The sequence below is a fragment of the Vibrio sp. 070316B genome, assembly GCF_013114115.1.
Classification (GTDB): Bacteria; Pseudomonadota; Gammaproteobacteria; order Enterobacterales; family Vibrionaceae; genus Vibrio; species Vibrio chagasii_B.
Genome location: NZ_VTYC01000019.1, coordinates 59,669 through 75,083 on the forward strand (window position 1 = coordinate 59,669; position 15,415 = coordinate 75,083).

15 protein-coding genes are annotated in these 15,415 nt (G+C 45.1%); 14 read left to right on the plus strand and 1 reads right to left on the minus strand.

From position 1 onward, the window contains the following. Nucleotides 1–121: 121 nt before the first annotated feature. A complete protein-coding gene (locus F0251_RS15105) occupies nucleotides 122–1,594 on the minus strand; it encodes an aminoacyl-histidine dipeptidase (protein ID WP_171731261.1) in 1,473 nt (490 codons plus the stop codon). A gap of 1,061 nt (nucleotides 1,595–2,655) precedes the next feature. Here F0251_RS15105 and F0251_RS15110 point away from each other — a divergent pair. The 14 genes from F0251_RS15110 (at nucleotide 2,656) to pgpA (ending at nucleotide 15,407) form a co-directional block, all read left to right on the plus strand. Further along, entirely contained in the window at nucleotides 2,656–3,945 is a 1,290-nt protein-coding gene (locus F0251_RS15110; protein ID WP_008218658.1) for an NCS2 family permease, read from the plus strand. An 83-nt stretch (nucleotides 3,946–4,028) separates the two neighbouring features. Then, a complete protein-coding gene (gene tet(34), locus F0251_RS15115; RefSeq protein ID WP_004741499.1) occupies nucleotides 4,029–4,493 on the plus strand; it encodes an oxytetracycline resistance phosphoribosyltransferase domain-containing protein Tet(34) in 465 nt (154 codons plus the stop codon). A gap of 89 nt (nucleotides 4,494–4,582) precedes the next feature. Continuing rightward, nucleotides 4,583–5,836 carry an esterase FrsA gene (gene frsA, locus F0251_RS15120; protein ID WP_171731262.1) on the plus strand — a complete coding sequence of 418 codons (1,254 nt, stop codon included), beginning with the start codon at nucleotides 4,583–4,585 and terminating at the stop codon, nucleotides 5,834–5,836. Nucleotides 5,837–5,980: 144 nt separating this feature from the next. Continuing rightward, nucleotides 5,981–6,370 carry a sigma factor-binding protein Crl gene (gene crl / locus F0251_RS15125; RefSeq protein WP_004741501.1) on the plus strand — a complete coding sequence of 130 codons (390 nt, stop codon included), beginning with the start codon at nucleotides 5,981–5,983 and terminating at the stop codon, nucleotides 6,368–6,370. Between the two features lie 76 nt (nucleotides 6,371–6,446). Then, complete coding sequence (gene proB / locus F0251_RS15130; RefSeq protein ID WP_171367898.1) at nucleotides 6,447–7,631, plus strand: glutamate 5-kinase; 1,185 nt, start codon at nucleotides 6,447–6,449, stop codon at nucleotides 7,629–7,631. Between the two features lie 108 nt (nucleotides 7,632–7,739). Continuing rightward, nucleotides 7,740–8,990, plus strand: a complete 1,251-nt coding sequence (locus F0251_RS15135) for a glutamate-5-semialdehyde dehydrogenase (protein WP_171731263.1) — start codon at nucleotides 7,740–7,742, stop codon at nucleotides 8,988–8,990. A gap of 156 nt (nucleotides 8,991–9,146) precedes the next feature. Further along, the gene (nrdR, locus tag F0251_RS15140) at nucleotides 9,147–9,596 is read left to right on the plus strand and encodes a transcriptional regulator NrdR (RefSeq protein ID WP_008218648.1); all 450 of its coding nucleotides are present in this window, start codon (nucleotides 9,147–9,149) and stop codon (nucleotides 9,594–9,596) included. Nucleotides 9,597–9,636: 40 nt separating this feature from the next. Next, nucleotides 9,637–10,710: a bifunctional diaminohydroxyphosphoribosylaminopyrimidine deaminase/5-amino-6-(5-phosphoribosylamino)uracil reductase RibD gene (gene ribD, locus F0251_RS15145; RefSeq protein ID WP_171731264.1), complete on the plus strand. Its 1,074-nt coding sequence runs from the start codon at nucleotides 9,637–9,639 to the stop codon at nucleotides 10,708–10,710. A gap of 46 nt (nucleotides 10,711–10,756) precedes the next feature. After that, entirely contained in the window at nucleotides 10,757–11,413 is a 657-nt protein-coding gene (locus F0251_RS15150; RefSeq protein ID WP_008218644.1) for a riboflavin synthase, read from the plus strand. A gap of 108 nt (nucleotides 11,414–11,521) precedes the next feature. After that, nucleotides 11,522–12,631, plus strand: a complete 1,110-nt coding sequence (ribBA, locus tag F0251_RS15155) for a bifunctional 3,4-dihydroxy-2-butanone-4-phosphate synthase/GTP cyclohydrolase II (RefSeq protein ID WP_061032568.1) — start codon at nucleotides 11,522–11,524, stop codon at nucleotides 12,629–12,631. Between the two features lie 279 nt (nucleotides 12,632–12,910). Continuing rightward, nucleotides 12,911–13,381, plus strand: a complete 471-nt coding sequence (gene ribE / locus F0251_RS15160; RefSeq protein WP_004741508.1) for a 6,7-dimethyl-8-ribityllumazine synthase — start codon at nucleotides 12,911–12,913, stop codon at nucleotides 13,379–13,381. Continuing rightward, the gene (nusB, locus tag F0251_RS15165) at nucleotides 13,381–13,848 is read left to right on the plus strand and encodes a transcription antitermination factor NusB (protein ID WP_004734399.1); all 468 of its coding nucleotides are present in this window, start codon (nucleotides 13,381–13,383) and stop codon (nucleotides 13,846–13,848) included. Before ribE ends, nusB begins: the two co-directional genes overlap by 1 nt. A 78-nt stretch (nucleotides 13,849–13,926) precedes the next feature. After that, nucleotides 13,927–14,901 carry a thiamine-phosphate kinase gene (gene thiL, locus F0251_RS15170; RefSeq protein ID WP_171731265.1) on the plus strand — a complete coding sequence of 325 codons (975 nt, stop codon included), beginning with the start codon at nucleotides 13,927–13,929 and terminating at the stop codon, nucleotides 14,899–14,901. Continuing rightward, a complete protein-coding gene (pgpA, locus tag F0251_RS15175) occupies nucleotides 14,901–15,407 on the plus strand; it encodes a phosphatidylglycerophosphatase A (protein ID WP_008218636.1) in 507 nt (168 codons plus the stop codon). The genes thiL and pgpA overlap by 1 nt, the downstream gene beginning before the upstream one ends. Nucleotides 15,408–15,415 lie beyond the last annotated feature (8 nt).

Sequence of the window (15,415 nt, forward strand, 5' to 3'; positions counted from 1 at the left end):
TCTTAGCTGGTTGCAAAGATTAGATACAAAAACAGGTACTCATTGAGTACCTGTTTTATTTTGTCTGAATAAATGGTGTTTACTGTAAACACCATTTATTGAACAAACGTAGCTTATCGAATTAAGCTTTTTCTGGGATTGCTTCTAGTAGCGCGACCATTTGGTTCCAGAATAGCTCAACCGTATCAATCTTCACTTTCTCATCTGGAGAGTGAGGGAACTTGATAGTAGGGCCGAAAGAAACCATGTCCATGTTCGGGTAAGGTTCTTTGAATAGACCACACTCAAGGCCAGCATGGATAACCATGATGTTTGGCTTGTGACCGTAGATGCCTTCGTACATGTCGCGGAAGATGTGCATGATTTCTGAATCTGCATCTGGCTTCCAACCTGGGTAAGCGCCAGAGAACTCGATGCTCGCACCCGCAAGCTCTGCTACAGAGTGAAGCATGCTTTCAACTTGGCTACGGCCAGAGTCGATCAGAGAGCGGATTAGGCAAAGTACAGTGATTGAGTTCTCTTCTGTCGTGATAACCCCCACGTTTAGAGATGTCTCAACAACACCTTCAATCTCATCACTCATACGAATCACGCCGTTTGGCGCCGCGTTAAGTGCTGCGATGAAGCGAGCTTGGTCAGCAGCTGCAAGTGCGCCCATTTCAACTGAAGCTTCTTCGTTGAAAGTCACGATGCTGTCTTCTACTTTACCTAGCTCTGTAGAAAGTAGCTCTGTGTAGTCGTTGTATAGCGAAGCCAGTTTCTCTTGGTTTGCCGCTGGAACAGCAACGGTAACGAAACCTTCACGAGGGATCGCGTTACGAAGGCTACCACCTTTGAATTCTACGATGCGTAGGTCTAGCTCTTTCGCGTGACCAGCTAGGAAGCGAGCAAGCAGTTTGTTCGCGTTTGCACGACCTGTGTGAATATCACAACCTGAGTGGCCGCCTTTAAGACCTTTAAGCGTTAGCTTACGAGTCACGAAATCTGCTGGGATTGCAGTACGAGCAATGTCAAATGTCATTGCGCCGTCGATGCCGCCAGCACAACCCATGTACACTTCGCCTTCTTGCTCTGAATCGGTGTTAAGAAGGATGTCGCCTTCTAACCAACCCGCTTCAAGACCGAATGCACCTGTCATACCTGCTTCTTCGTCTACAGTTAGCAGAACTTCGATTGGGCCGTGCTTGATTTCGTTTGATGCAAGAACCGCTAAGCATGATGCCATACCCATGCCGTTATCTGCGCCAAGCGTTGTGCCTTTTGCAGTAACCCACTCACCGTCGATGTACGGTTGGATTGGGTCTTTAGTGAAGTCATGAACCGTATCTTCGTTCTTTTGTGGAACCATATCGATGTGAGCTTGTAGCACAACACCTTTTTTGTTTTCCATGCCCGGCGTCGCAGGCTTTTTGATGAATACGTTGCCCGTTGGATCACGGCGTACATCTAGCCCTTGCTCTGTTGCCCAAGCAATAATGTATTGAGCAAGCTCTTCTTCATGCTTAGAAGGGTGTGGGATTGAGCAAATCTTATCGAAGAACTGCCAAATAGGGGCAGGGGATAATTTACTGATCTCAGAATGGAATTCAGACACGGATGACTCCTTTTTTATTTGATAACCATATATTTAGGCTTTCTATGGGTATAAACATAGAGCAAAAACCTAAAATATAGGTCTGTTTTGATGCCGACAGCATACCATTAGAGTGTTTTGACGAGTAGCGCTTCTAAACCTGAAATGCTTCAAATTTTGAACGCCATCTTGTTCATTTGATCTTGTATAAGTGCTCTGATGCTTATAAAAGATGCAAGCAAACGTTTGTTTAAGTCTATTTTGTAATTTTATTACGAAATTAAGTTTGCAAAATAACCCGTATTGGTCAAAAGTGTGACCTGAAGCAAAAAATACTTGTAATCTTTTTTCTTTAAGGTATATTTGTAACCAACTTCTGAAGTGAAGAGTAAATGCTCAAAGGATGAGTCCGTTTATCGCCTCCAAGGAACCGAGAAATCAAATTCGTTTTTTATTGATTTATTAAGGTGATAGTTATGAAAGGTTTACCATCTGCAATGTTCTGGCTTAACAACTCTGTTTACACTAGCAACTTTGCATACCCTACAAGTTTCGGTTACTAATACCGTAAGCATGTAACTCGAACAGTTTTGTTCACCCCTATATATTGGAATTCTCTAACAACCCTCTTGGTTGACAGATTCTACCGCCACTCAGTTTTGAGTGGCGTTTTTTTTGCCTGCTACTTTATCCCCAGCTGTGATTCGTCATCTATCTACGACTATGCTCGGTTGTTTTTTAAACAGCAAAATATCAATTTGAGCCTTATTACCGATTCTGTTGAAAATCGGATAAATATTGTGGGTTTGAATTGGCAAATTTAGCGCCAGATTCTTAATGAAAATAACTGATAGTTGAAAAAGTAATCAAATAAATACGACCGTTAAATTGTTTTTAGTCTATTGTTTTTAATGTGTATTTTTCTTTTTTGATATGATTTTTAATCGCTTGGTTTCATACGTCATTCTGATAAATATTATTTAGAGCCTTAATTCTATCTGGAATTTGTTATTTGATAACTTTATAATCCACAGCCAATCGATTACGCAACCGTTTACTTTTTACCCTTATAGGATTCGATAATGTTCGAAAAGCTATTCAAACTCAGTGAAAACGGCACCAATGTGCGCACTGAAATCATCGCAGGTCTAACAACCTTCCTAACAATGGCTTACATCATTTTTGTAAACCCAATGATCCTAGCTGATGCTGGTATGGACCACGGCGCTGTATTTGTAGCAACCTGTTTAGCGGCTGCTATTGGCTGTTTCATCATGGGCTTTGTTGCTAACTACCCAATTGCTCAAGCTCCCGGTATGGGGTTGAATGCCTTCTTTACCTACGCGGTTGTGATGGGCATGGGTTACACCTGGCAAGTTGCTCTAGCGGCAGTGTTTGTTTCGGGTGTGATCTTCATCTTCTTGAGTATCTTTAAGATCCGTGAATGGATTATCAACTCGATTCCTATGTCTTTGCGTGTAGGTATCTCTGCGGGTATCGGTCTTTTCCTAGCGTTTATCGCACTTAGCAATGCTGGCATCGTGGTTTCTAACCCTGCAACTAAAGTATCTCTTGGCGACATTACTGCTATTGCTCCTATCCTTGGTGCTCTTGGTTTCTTCCTTACTATTGCCCTTGTACACCGTGGTGTGAAAGGTGCAGTAATGATTGCAATTCTAGCTATTACAGCTCTTGGCATTATCATTGGTGACGTTCAGTACGGCGGTATCATGTCTACACCACCAAGCCTTGCTCCGACTTTCATGCAGCTTGATTTCTCTGCAGTATTTGAAATCGGTATGATCTCTGTTGTATTTGCTTTCCTATTCGTCGACTTATTCGATACAGCGGGTACGCTAGTGGGTGTTGCTACAAAAGCGAACCTAATTAAAGAAGATGGCAAACTACCTCGCCTGAACAAAGCACTGCTTGCTGATTCAACAGCAACGTCTATCGGTGCTCTTCTAGGTACATCGAACACGACTTCATATGTAGAGAGTGTTTCTGGTGTTGCTGAAGGTGGTCGTACTGGTCTAACGGCTGTTGTCGTGGGCGTACTTTTCCTTCTTGCTCTTTTCTTCTCACCACTTGCAGGTATGATTCCGGCGTACGCAACATCAGGCGCACTTTTCTATGTAGCAATTCTGATGATGTCAGGCCTAGTTGGCATTGATTGGCGTGATCTTACGGAAGCAGCACCAGTCGTGGTAACATGTCTACTTATGCCGCTGACGTACTCTATTGCTGAGGGTATCTCACTAGGTTTCATCGCTTACGCTGCAATTAAGCTGCTAAGTGGTAAAGGTCGCGACGTTTCACCTGCTGTGTGGATCATGTCGGTAATCTTTATTCTTAAATACATTTTCGCTTAATCGTCTAGATTTCTGCTTAAACGCTGAAGAGGCTATGTTTGGCATAGCCTCTAATAACATGAAAAATTATTAGGTTTTATACTATGAGCAACAAATTCGTTATCACTTGGGACAACATGCAGACTTACTGCCGTCAACTAGCAGAAAAGCAAATGCCAGCAGAGCAGTGGAAAGGTATCTGGGCTGTAAGCCGTGGTGGTTTGGTTCCTGGTGCAATCTTGGCTCGTGAACTGGGTATTCGTCACGTAGATACGATTTGTATTTCTAGCTACGACCACGATCACCAACGTGATATGACTGTCGTTAAAGCACCTGAAGGTGACGGCGAAGGTTTCCTAATCGTTGAAGATCTTGTTGATAGTGGTGACACTGCACGTAAGCTTCGCGAAATGTACCCTAAAGCTAAACTGATCGCGGTATGTGCTAAGCCTTCTGGCGCGCACCTACTAGACGAGTACATTGTTGATATCGCTCAAGACACGTGGATTGAGCAACCTTGGGATACTAGCCTAAGCTACGTTGAGCCAGTAAATCGCAAGTCAAAATAAGCGTAAACTTAGTTTTTTGAGAAATGACCCTTTATAGGGTCATTTTTTTTTATATTATTAGTGAAAATCATTTCTTATTAAGTATCCCAATGTCTGAACCAGAAGAAACGAGCTCGAACCTTTCGGAAACCTTGTTTGTAAAGCACAAGCAGGCCAAAGAGACCTCAATGCTGACACAATACATGCCAAGCTCTGAAGCGTTATTGGATGAGAAGCGTGAACAGCAAAACTCATCATGGTACCGAAACCTAAGGCGTCTTCAGTGGGTATGGCAAGGCGTGAATCCTATTGAGCAAGAAGCCGTACTGGCTCGAATCGCGTCGTCAGACAACTCTCGTACTACCGATGAGTGGCTAGACACAGTGATGGGGTACCGCAGTGGTAACTGGGCCTATGAGTGGACCAAGTTGGGCATGTTGCATCAGAACCGCTCCAATGAAAAAAGCGGTGAAGAGGTGGCTGAAGAGCTGTTCTCGGCCTCTTTATGTTTTAGTATTGCAGGCTACCCGCATCTAAAAAATGACAATCTGGCAGCTCAGGCCCAAGTGTTAGCAAACGCAGCCTATTCTGAAGCGATTAAGCACACTAAGCTGATTGTTAAGCAGATTGAGGTGCCGTATCAGAACAAGAAAATCAAAGCCAACCTACACCTAGCGAAAACCGACAAGCCTCAACCTGTTGTAATCGTGAGTGCTGGTTTAGATAGCTTACAAACGGACATGTGGCGTTTGTTTAGGGATTATCTGGCGCCAAAGAACATTGCGATGCTTACCGTAGATATGCCATCGATAGGTCACAGCTCTCATTGGCCGTTAACCGAAGATTCTTCGTGCCTGCACCAAGCGGTATTGAACGAGCTGCCAAATATCCCATGGGTTGATCATCATAAAGTGGGCTTGTTTGGTTTCCGTTTTGGCGGCAATGCGATGGTGAGGCTGTCGTTTATCGAGCAACAGAAGATCAAAGCGTGTATCTCTCTTGGTGCGCCAATTCACGATATTTTTGTGCATGCCGATAAACTAAAGCAGATGCCGAAGATGCATTTGGATGTACTGGCTTCTCGTTTAGGTAAAGGTGCTGTTGATATCAATAGTCTCTCTGGTCAGTTGATGGCGTGGTCTTTGAAGGTCCAAGGTCTGTTGGCGAACAGTAAAACCAGCGTTCCTATCTTAGCGTTAGCCTTAGAAGGGGATCCTGTGTCACCGCCAATGGATAATCGACTGGTTGCTATTTACAGTGATTACGGCAAGGCAAAGAAAATCAAATCGAAATCAATTACACAAGGTTATGAGCAATCCCTCGAATTAGCGATAAAGTGGCTTGAGGATGAATTATTTAGATGACATTTCTCCTAAATTAGTTAAGCATGAAAAGTGTACAGATTAAGTACCTGATACTCAGAGAAAATTTATAAAGTCCAACTGCATGTTTTCAACGTATTGCAGTCTGAGTAACGTCATTCTTAACATTGAAAATGGAGATTCAATATGTCAGAAGTGACACAAGAACCAACGCATTATCGCTTGTTAAATGTATTAAAGGCCATTGGGCCATACTTGAGGGAGCCGCAATCAGAAGAAGGCCACTATATTTTTGATTGCTTGTCAGTGTGTGTTAACGATAAAAAATCACCAGAAGAGCGTGAGTTCTGGGGCTGGTGGATGGAGTTGGACAAGTCGGAAGAGGGGTATTCGGCGAAGTACAACATTGGTAAATACAACATCGAAGGCAAGTGGGATTCATTACCTCTGCCTAAAAAGGCAGTTTCTGAGGTCACTAGAACTCAGGAAGCCTTCCACCAAAAACTGGTTGATGAACTTCAAAGTAAGTTTGAAATCAGCATCCAATTGGACGAAGAGTCTGTCGAATTCGTCTGATTTTAAAGGTTACTCTTCTATATAAAGTAAAAAGGTGCGATTTCGCACCTTTTCTGCTTGTGAATTCCCCTGTTGATTGCTAAAACATCACCTCTTATTTGTTTTATCCATAAAAGACTTCATGACAACAAATCATCAAAGCGGGACAACAGCGCAGCGTAAAACTGTCGTTGTTAAACTGGGTACCAGTGTCTTAACTGGTGGAACATTGGCATTAGACCGTGCTCATATGGTTGAGCTGGTTCGTCAATGTGCTGAATTAAAAAAACAAGGCCACTCTGTGGTTATGGTTTCGTCTGGCGCAATTGCAGCAGGACGTGAGCACCTTGGTTACCCCGCACTTCCCAACTCAATGGCGAGCAAACAGTTGCTTGCTGCAGTTGGGCAAAGTCAGTTGATTCAAGTTTGGGAGTCTTTATTCGCTATCTACGGCCTTAAGATTGGCCAGATGCTACTGACTCGTGCTGATCTCGATGACCGCGAGCGTTTTCTGAATGCTCGTGACACGATCAACGCACTCGTTGAACACGATATTATTCCTGTCGTGAATGAAAACGATGCAGTCGCGACCAACGAAATCAAAGTGGGCGACAACGATAACTTGTCGGCATTGGTTGGTATTTTATGTGGCGCTGATAAGCTTTTGCTACTGACAGACCAAAAAGGTCTATTTACTGCAGACCCTCGCAAAGATCCAAATGCAGAGCTCATCAAAGAAGTAAAAACCATTGATGACACGCTGCGTAAGATTGCAGGTGGCAGTGGTACTACGCTAGGTACAGGTGGCATGGCGACAAAACTGCAGGCGGCGGACATTGCTCGTCGTGCAGGTATTGAAGTTATCATTGCAGCAGGTAGCGCCGAAAATGTGGTTTTTGACTCTTTGAGTGACAATCCTCAAGGCACACGTTTCTTACCGTTAGCCGAGGCGCTTGAAAACCGTAAGCGTTGGATTTTAGCGGGCCCAGCTTCTGCAGGTGACATCGTGGTTGACGATGGTGCGGTGAATGCCGTTAACACCAAAGGTAGCAGCTTGTTGGCAAAAGGGGTGGTTCGAGTTAAAGGCGAGTTCTCTCGTGGTGAAGTCACCCAAGTTACAGACAGCAAAGGCAAAGTAGTCGCGCGTGGTATCGCTAGCTACTCAAGCCAAGACCTTGCAAAAATAGCAGGCAAGCACAGTAAAGATATTGGCGATATCCTTGGTTACGATTACGGGTCAGAAGTCATTCATCGTGACGACCTTGTTGTTATCCAAGAATAGTTCGAGATGACAAGGCGACGAACGGCGTATCTGGCTTTTGCACTAGATGCACCTAGTACTCATCGCCTTTTTCATCTAAAGGCAGACAGAATTTAGGGAGAGTTAAACGTGGATTTAACTAACATGGGTATCGCAGCAAAAGAAGCTGCTTTTCACCTAGCGACCGCATCAACGGCGCAAAAGAACAAGGCATTGGCGATCATCGCTGATGAGTTAGAAGCAAATGCAGCCGCTATCCTAGAAGCGAACGCAAAAGACATCGCTCTGGGCCGCGAAGCAGGTCTAACGGACGCACTGCTTGATCGTCTACTTCTGAATGAAGAACGCTTATCGGGCATCGCGAACGACGTTCGTAACGTCATTAGCCTAAACGATCCTGTGGGCAGCGAAATCGACAGCAAAGTACTGGAAAACGGTATGTCACTGTCTCGCCGTCGTGTACCTCTTGGTGTGGTTGGTGTTATCTATGAAGCACGTCCGAACGTAACTATTGATATTGCGGCACTGTGTCTGAAAACAGGTAACGCAAGCATTTTGCGTGGTGGTAAAGAGACGTTCTTCTCGAACATGGAGCTGGTAAAAGTTATCCAGTCTGCATTAGAGAAAGCGGAGCTCCCGGCTGCTTCTGTTCAGTATATTGAAAAGCCAGATCGTGAACTTGTTTCTCAGCTGCTTAAGCTAGATGACTACGTAGATATGATCATCCCTCGCGGTGGCGCTGGCCTGCACAAGATGTGTAAAGAGAACAGCACTATCCCGGTAATCATCGGTGGTTTCGGTATCAGCCATATTTTCGTTGATGAAAGCGCGGATCTTGAGAAGTCTGTCGATGTGGTTGAAAACTCGAAAGTACAACGCCCATCAGCATGTAACTCACTAGATACCTTGCTTGTTCATGAAGCGGTTGCTGAGGAGTTCCTTGGTAAGCTTAAAACTCGCCTAGCGGATAAAGTAACATTAGTGGCAGACTCAAGTGCGAAGGTGCTTCTTGCTGATTTCGCTGACGTGCGTGATGCAGGTGAGGGTGACTTTGACACCGAATGGCTAAGCTACACACTAGGCGTAAAAGTGGTTGCGGATGTTGCGGAAGCGATTGACCACATGCGCGTACATAACGCGAGCCATTCAGATGCGATCATGACTAATAGTTTAGAAAGCTCTGAGCGTTTCATTAACTCGGTAGGCTCTGCAGCAGTGTATGTTAATGCATCAACTCGCTTTACTGATGGCGCACAGTTTGGTCTAGGCGCAGAAGTAGCAGTCTCTACTCAGAAACTGCACGCTCGTGGTCCTATGGGCTTAGAAGAACTGACCAGCTATAAGTGGGTGGGCAAAGCGAATTATCTTGTTCGCGGTTAACGTTTCTCGTTAGCTTTACTCTGCAGCTCATTTTAAAAATTGCTATCGCGTAGCAATAATCAATGAATCAGCACACAAAAGGGCCTTAATTGGCCCTTTTTCTTTCCTAACGTTTGGCAATTCCGTTACACTGACAATCAATTATTTGGAGGTGATATGCATTGTCCTTTTTGTTCAGAGAACGACACTAAAGTAATCGATTCAAGACTGGTTGCTGATGGCCATCAGGTTCGTCGTCGCCGTCAATGCCTTGCATGTAGCGAGCGTTTCACTACGTTTGAATCGGCAGAACTCGTGATGCCGAAAGTCATTAAGTCGAATGGAAATCGCGAACCGTTTAATGAAGATAAGATGGTCGGCGGTGTGCAACGTGCTCTGGAAAAACGCCCTGTGAGTGCTGATGCGATCGAACTTGCTATCAGTAATATTAAGTCACAACTCCGTGCAACAGGTGAGCGTGAAGTTCCAAGCGAAATGATTGGCAACCTAGTCATGAGCCAATTAAAAGAATTAGACAAAGTCGCGTACATCCGTTTTGCTTCTGTTTACCGCAGCTTTGAAGACATTCGAGAGTTTGGCGAAGAAATCGCTAAATTAGAGGATTAATCCCTCAGTCATGTCTAACTTTTCTCCCCTAGATTTTCAAATGATGTCGCGCGCTATCCATTTAGCGAAGCGCGGCATTTATACCACGGCGCCAAATCCAAATGTCGGTTGTGTGATTGTACAAACCGATGGACAAATTGTTGGTGAAGGCTTTCACGCCAAAGCGGGTGAACCTCACGCTGAAGTACATGCCATGCGAATGGCGGGTGATAAGGCAAAAGGTGCGACGGTTTATGTCACACTAGAGCCTTGTTCTCATTATGGCCGAACACCACCGTGTGCCGAGGGCTTGATTAAAGCTCAAGTGGCTAAAGTCATTTGCGCGATGCAGGATCCAAATCCGAAAGTCGCTGGCCGCGGCATCAAAATGCTGCGTGATGCGGGCATTGAGGTTGAAATCGGTTTACTGGAGCAAGATGCTTTAGACTTGAACCCTGCATTTATTAAACGCATGCAAACAGGCATGCCTTTTGTTCAGCTTAAGATGGCAGCTAGCCTCGATGGGCAAACGGCACTAGCAAATGGTCAGAGCCAATGGATCACATCGCCAGCAGCGCGTCGTGATGTTCAAAATTATCGAGCAAAGGCGGGCGCAGTATTATCAACCAGCCAAACGGTGATTGATGATAACGCTTCACTGAATGTTCGCTGGGCTGAATTGCCAAGTAGCGCACAAGCTCATTACGCTGAAGCTGACGTGCGTCAGCCTGTTCGTGTGATTCTTGATCGTCAAAACCAACTGCGCCCTGAGCTCAAGTTATACCAATCGCCAACACCAGTATTAAGAGTCGCAGAGGCGTCTGCTGATATTGAGGTCGGTACGACTGATACAGGTCAGTTAGATTTACACGATTTGATGCGCCAATTACCTGCCAATCATATCGACCATATTTGGGTCGAAGCGGGTGCAACATTGGCAAAAAGCTTGATTGAAGCACAGCTGGTGGATGAGCTAATCCTCTATTTAGCTCCTAAACTTATGGGCAGTGACGGAAGAGGTTTGATGGGCGCGTTAGGGCTCACTTCGATGTCTGATGTTATTGACCTAGAAATTAAAGATGTTCGACAGGTTGGTGTGGATATTCGCATCGTGGCTAAACCAATCTCGAAATAGTCACTCCAACTACATACATGTCGTTGACAACAAAAAGAGTTTTAAAATGTTTACAGGAATTGTAGAAGCCGTAGGTACATTGAGTGCAATCACTCCCCGCGGAGAAGACATTACCGTAACGGTTAACGTGGGTAAGCTTGATATGGCCGACGTTCAGTTAGGCGATAGCATCGCAACCAACGGTGTGTGTTTGACGGTCGTGGAATTTAACGACCACAGCTACAGTGCTGATTTGTCACTTGAGACCCTGAAAAAAACGGGCTTTGTTGATTACCAAGCGGGTGACAAGGTGAACCTAGAGAAAGCGATGCTCCCGACGACACGTTTCGGTGGTCATATCGTATCGGGTCACGTAGATGGTGTAGGCGAGATTGTTGAGCGCAACCAAGTAGGCCGTGCGATTGAGTTCTGGGTCGAAATGCCCGCTGAAATCTCAAAGTACGTTGCTCAAAAAGGCTCGATTACCGTCGATGGCATTAGTCTTACTGTGAACGATTTACGTAAGAATGCATTTAAGCTGACGATTGTTCCTCATACCTCTTCAGAAACCACCATCGATCAATTTCATGTTGGTCGTAAAGTGAATCTAGAAGTGGATGTGTTAGCGCGCTACATGGAGCGCCTACTCCAAGGTCAGCAACAAGAGTCTGAACCTGAATCTCGATTGACGATGGAATTCTTACAACAGAATGGTTTTGCCTAATCGGTGATATGAAGTGCGCTGAGCGTCACTTTGTAGAGCGAAGCAATATCATCAGGTTTAAATAGTGTCGGTTCTAGGAAGCAGAACCATTTCAAAGGATATAGAACAATGCCAATTAGTACTCCTCAAGAAATTATTGAAGACATTCGCCTAGGAAAAATGGTTATCCTGATGGATGATGAAGATCGCGAAAATGAAGGCGATCTGATCATGGCAGCAGAACATGTGACGCCAGAAGCGATTAACTTCATGGCGATGTACGGCCGTGGTTTAATCTGCCTAACCTTGACTAAAGAGCGTTCAAGCCGCATGGGTCTTGCGCCTATGGTTCAAGACAACAACGCACAGTACACCACTAACTTTACCGTTTCGATTGAAGCTGCTGAGGGTGTAACTACAGGTATTTCTGCGTCTGACCGCGCTGTGACGGTTCAAGCAGCTGTTGCGAAAGATGCAAAAGCGGCTGACCTTGTTCAACCTGGTCACATCTTCCCGCTAACAGCACAAGAGGGTGGTGTTCTAACTCGCGCCGGTCACACTGAAGCGGGTTGTGATTTAGCACGTTTAGCGGGTTGTGAGCCTGCATCGGTTATCGTTGAGATCCTAAATGATGACGGCACCATGGCTCGTCGCCCTGATCTTGAAGTGTTTGCTGAAAAGCACGACATCAAGCTAGGCACGATTGCCGACTTGATCGAATACCGTAACAACACAGAAACCACGATTGAGCGCGTTGCACAGTGTCACCTACCGACTGAGTTCGGTGACTTTGAACTCGTGACTTACCGTGACACTATCGACAACCAAATCCACTATGCAATGCAAAAAGGTGACCTAACGGGTAAAGCTCCACTGGTTCGTGTTCACCTACATGATACCTTCACCGATCTGCTTCATTCTGATCGTGGTACTGAGCGTAGCTGGTCGCTAGATAAGGCGATGAAGCGCATTGGCGACGAAGGTGGTGTGTTGGTTATTCTAGGCAACGAAGAGTCGTCTGATTCTTTGATTCACAAAGTGAAGACATTCGAAGCTCAAGATAAGAACGAGCAACCAACTATGGCTAAGAAGCAAGGTACTTCTCGTCGCGTTGGTGTCGGCTCTCAAATTCTACAAGACCTAGGCGTTCATGATATGCGCCTATTGTCTTCAAGCACTAAGCGTTACCATGCTCTTGGTGGTTTTGGTCTTAACGTTGTTGAATACGTTTGTGAGTAACCACTTACATACTAGTTTATAGCAACATATTTTATGATGATTTGAGCGGCTCTTTTGGTTCGAAATCGGACAAAAAGAGCCCAGTCGCTGAGCCTGACTTTTATCGTATCAAGCGTTGGCGCTTAGCGACCTGTTGCTCCTACATGGTTAGGAGCGAGGCTTGGCTATCATCTTTACATCTCCGGTGTCTGTTCTTCTAAATTAGCATTAGATATTGCTCACAGTTTTATGCTAGAATCCGGCGATTCTCACTTGATGAAAATAGTTAAAGGAAGGCTTATGAAAGTGATCGAGGGTGGCTTCCCAGCGCCAAATGCAAAAATTGCTATCGTTATTGCTCGTTTCAACAGTTTTATTAACGAAAGTTTACTTTCTGGTGCAATCGATACTTTAAAACGTCATGGACAAGTAAGCGAAGACAACATCACTGTTGTTCGTTGTCCTGGTGCAGTAGAACTTCCACTTGTAGCGCAACGCGTTGCAAAAACAGGTAAGTTCGACGCGATTGTATCTCTTGGTACAGTAATTCGTGGCGGTACGCCTCATTTTGACTATGTTTGTAGTGAATGTAATAAAGGTTTGGCGCAAGTGTCTCTGGAATACTCTCTTCCAGTTGCATTCGGCGTACTAACTGTTGATACGATCGATCAAGCTATTGAACGCGCAGGAACCAAGGCTGGTAATAAAGGTGCAGAAGCTGCACTAAGCGCACTTGAGATGATCAACGTTCTTTCTGAAATCGATTCCTAATGGGGGCCAGTGTGAAACCAGCCGCACGTCGTAACGCACGTCAATTTGCTCTACAAGCAATTTATTCTTGGCAAATTACTAAAGAAAATATTGCTACCGTTGAAGAACAGTTCTTATCTGGTGGTAAGTATGATGAAGAAGAACATCATGCTGCAGAACCTGCACTTGCTATGCCAGAAACAGACGTTGCATACTTCCGCGACCTACTAACTGGTGTTGCTCTTAGTCACATGGAACTTGATAGCAAGCTTCGTCCATTCGTATCTCGCCCGATGCAAGATCTGGACTTAATGGAACTTGCTCTTCTACGTTTAGCTATGTACGAGATGACTCGTCGCGAAGATGTACCATACAAAGTGGTTATCAACGAAGCTATCGAGCTTGCGAAAGTATTCGCAGCAGAAGACAGCCATAAGTTTGTGAATGGTGTGCTTGATAAAGCAGCGCCACACGTACGTAAGAAGTAATCTCTACGTATATTGAATCTAAAGGTCAGCTTTCATGCTGGCCTTTTTTGTTAGTAAATTCCAAAGATAGGGCATGTGATGTCTGGTGAATTCAACCTAATCGATAAATATTTCGTAAACCGACAGCCTCAACGTAAAGACGTGCACCTCGCCGCTGGTGATGATTGCGCTTTGGTTAAAGCGCCAAGTAATGTTGAGATCGCGATCAGCACCGATACCTTAGTGGCGGGTACTCACTTCTTAGCAGAAGCAAACCCAGCTTGGGTCGCACACAAAGCATTGGCTTCAAACATCAGTGATCTGGCTGCGATGGGGGCAACGCCGGCGTGGGTCTCTTTTGCCTTAACCATGCCTGAAGTAGATGAAGCTTGGTTAGCGCCGTTCTGCGACTCTTTTTTCAAACTGGCAGACTACTTTGGTATTCAGTTAATTGGTGGTGACACTACAAAGGGGCCGCTGAGCCTAACATTGACGGTACAAGGCTTTGTGCCAGAAGGGAAAGCCCTACGTAGAGATGGCGCGAAAGTCGGGGATTGGATTTACGTGACAGGTAATTTAGGCGATAGCAAGGCAGGTCTAGAGGTTCTATTAGATCCTACAACAAACCAAGCTAAGCCGTATGCGAAAGAGCTTGAAGAGAGACACTACATTAGCTCTCCACGAGTGTTAGCGGGCCAAGCGCTTGTCAATCTTGCTTCGTCGGCTATTGATATCTCAGATGGTGTTATTGCAGATCTCAAACACATTCTTAAGCGCTCAGAGGTGGGTGCAAGTATTGATGTGAGTACTTTACCTATCTCACCTGAATTACGTCAGTTTGCCCCTGATATCGCGTCGGCGCAGCAGTATGCGCTGACCAGTGGGGAAGAGTATGAGCTTTGCTTTACCGTCCCTGAAGAAAACAAAGGCTCTCTTGAAAGTGCTTTGTCACACACTGGAACAAAAGTCACCTGTATTGGTCAAATAAGACCTGTAGAATACTTTGAACTACACAATAATGGTGAACCGCTGAGCTGGAGCTTAACCGGTTACGATCACTTTAAGGTTAATTGATGACAAACCCACTATCTGCAATCTCTCTTAAAAACCCTTGGCACTTTCTAGCAACGGGTTTTGGCAGTGGCTTATCGCCTATTATTCCTGGAACCATGGGTACACTCGCCTCGATTCCTCTGTACCTATTATTGGTTCAATTGCCGTTCCCGGCTTATGTCGCGGTGGTAGTGATAAGCTGCATTATTGGTATCAAAATCTGCCAAGTGACCTCAGATGACATGGGCGTACATGACCACGGCTCTATCGTATGGGATGAGTTTGCGGGCTTTTGGATCACCATGAGCCTAGTGCCAATGTTGAGCATTCCTGCCGATGATTGGAAATGGTTGTTGACGGGCTTTGTTCTATTCCGCTTCTTCGACATGGTAAAACCGTGGCCAATTGGCTGGTTGGATGCTCGAATTCATGGCGGTTTGGGTATCATGATTGATGATATTGTGGCAGGTATTATGGCGGCGATTTCTCTGTATGCTGTGGCCCATTTCGCAGGTTGGCTAGTTTAATTAAAGAT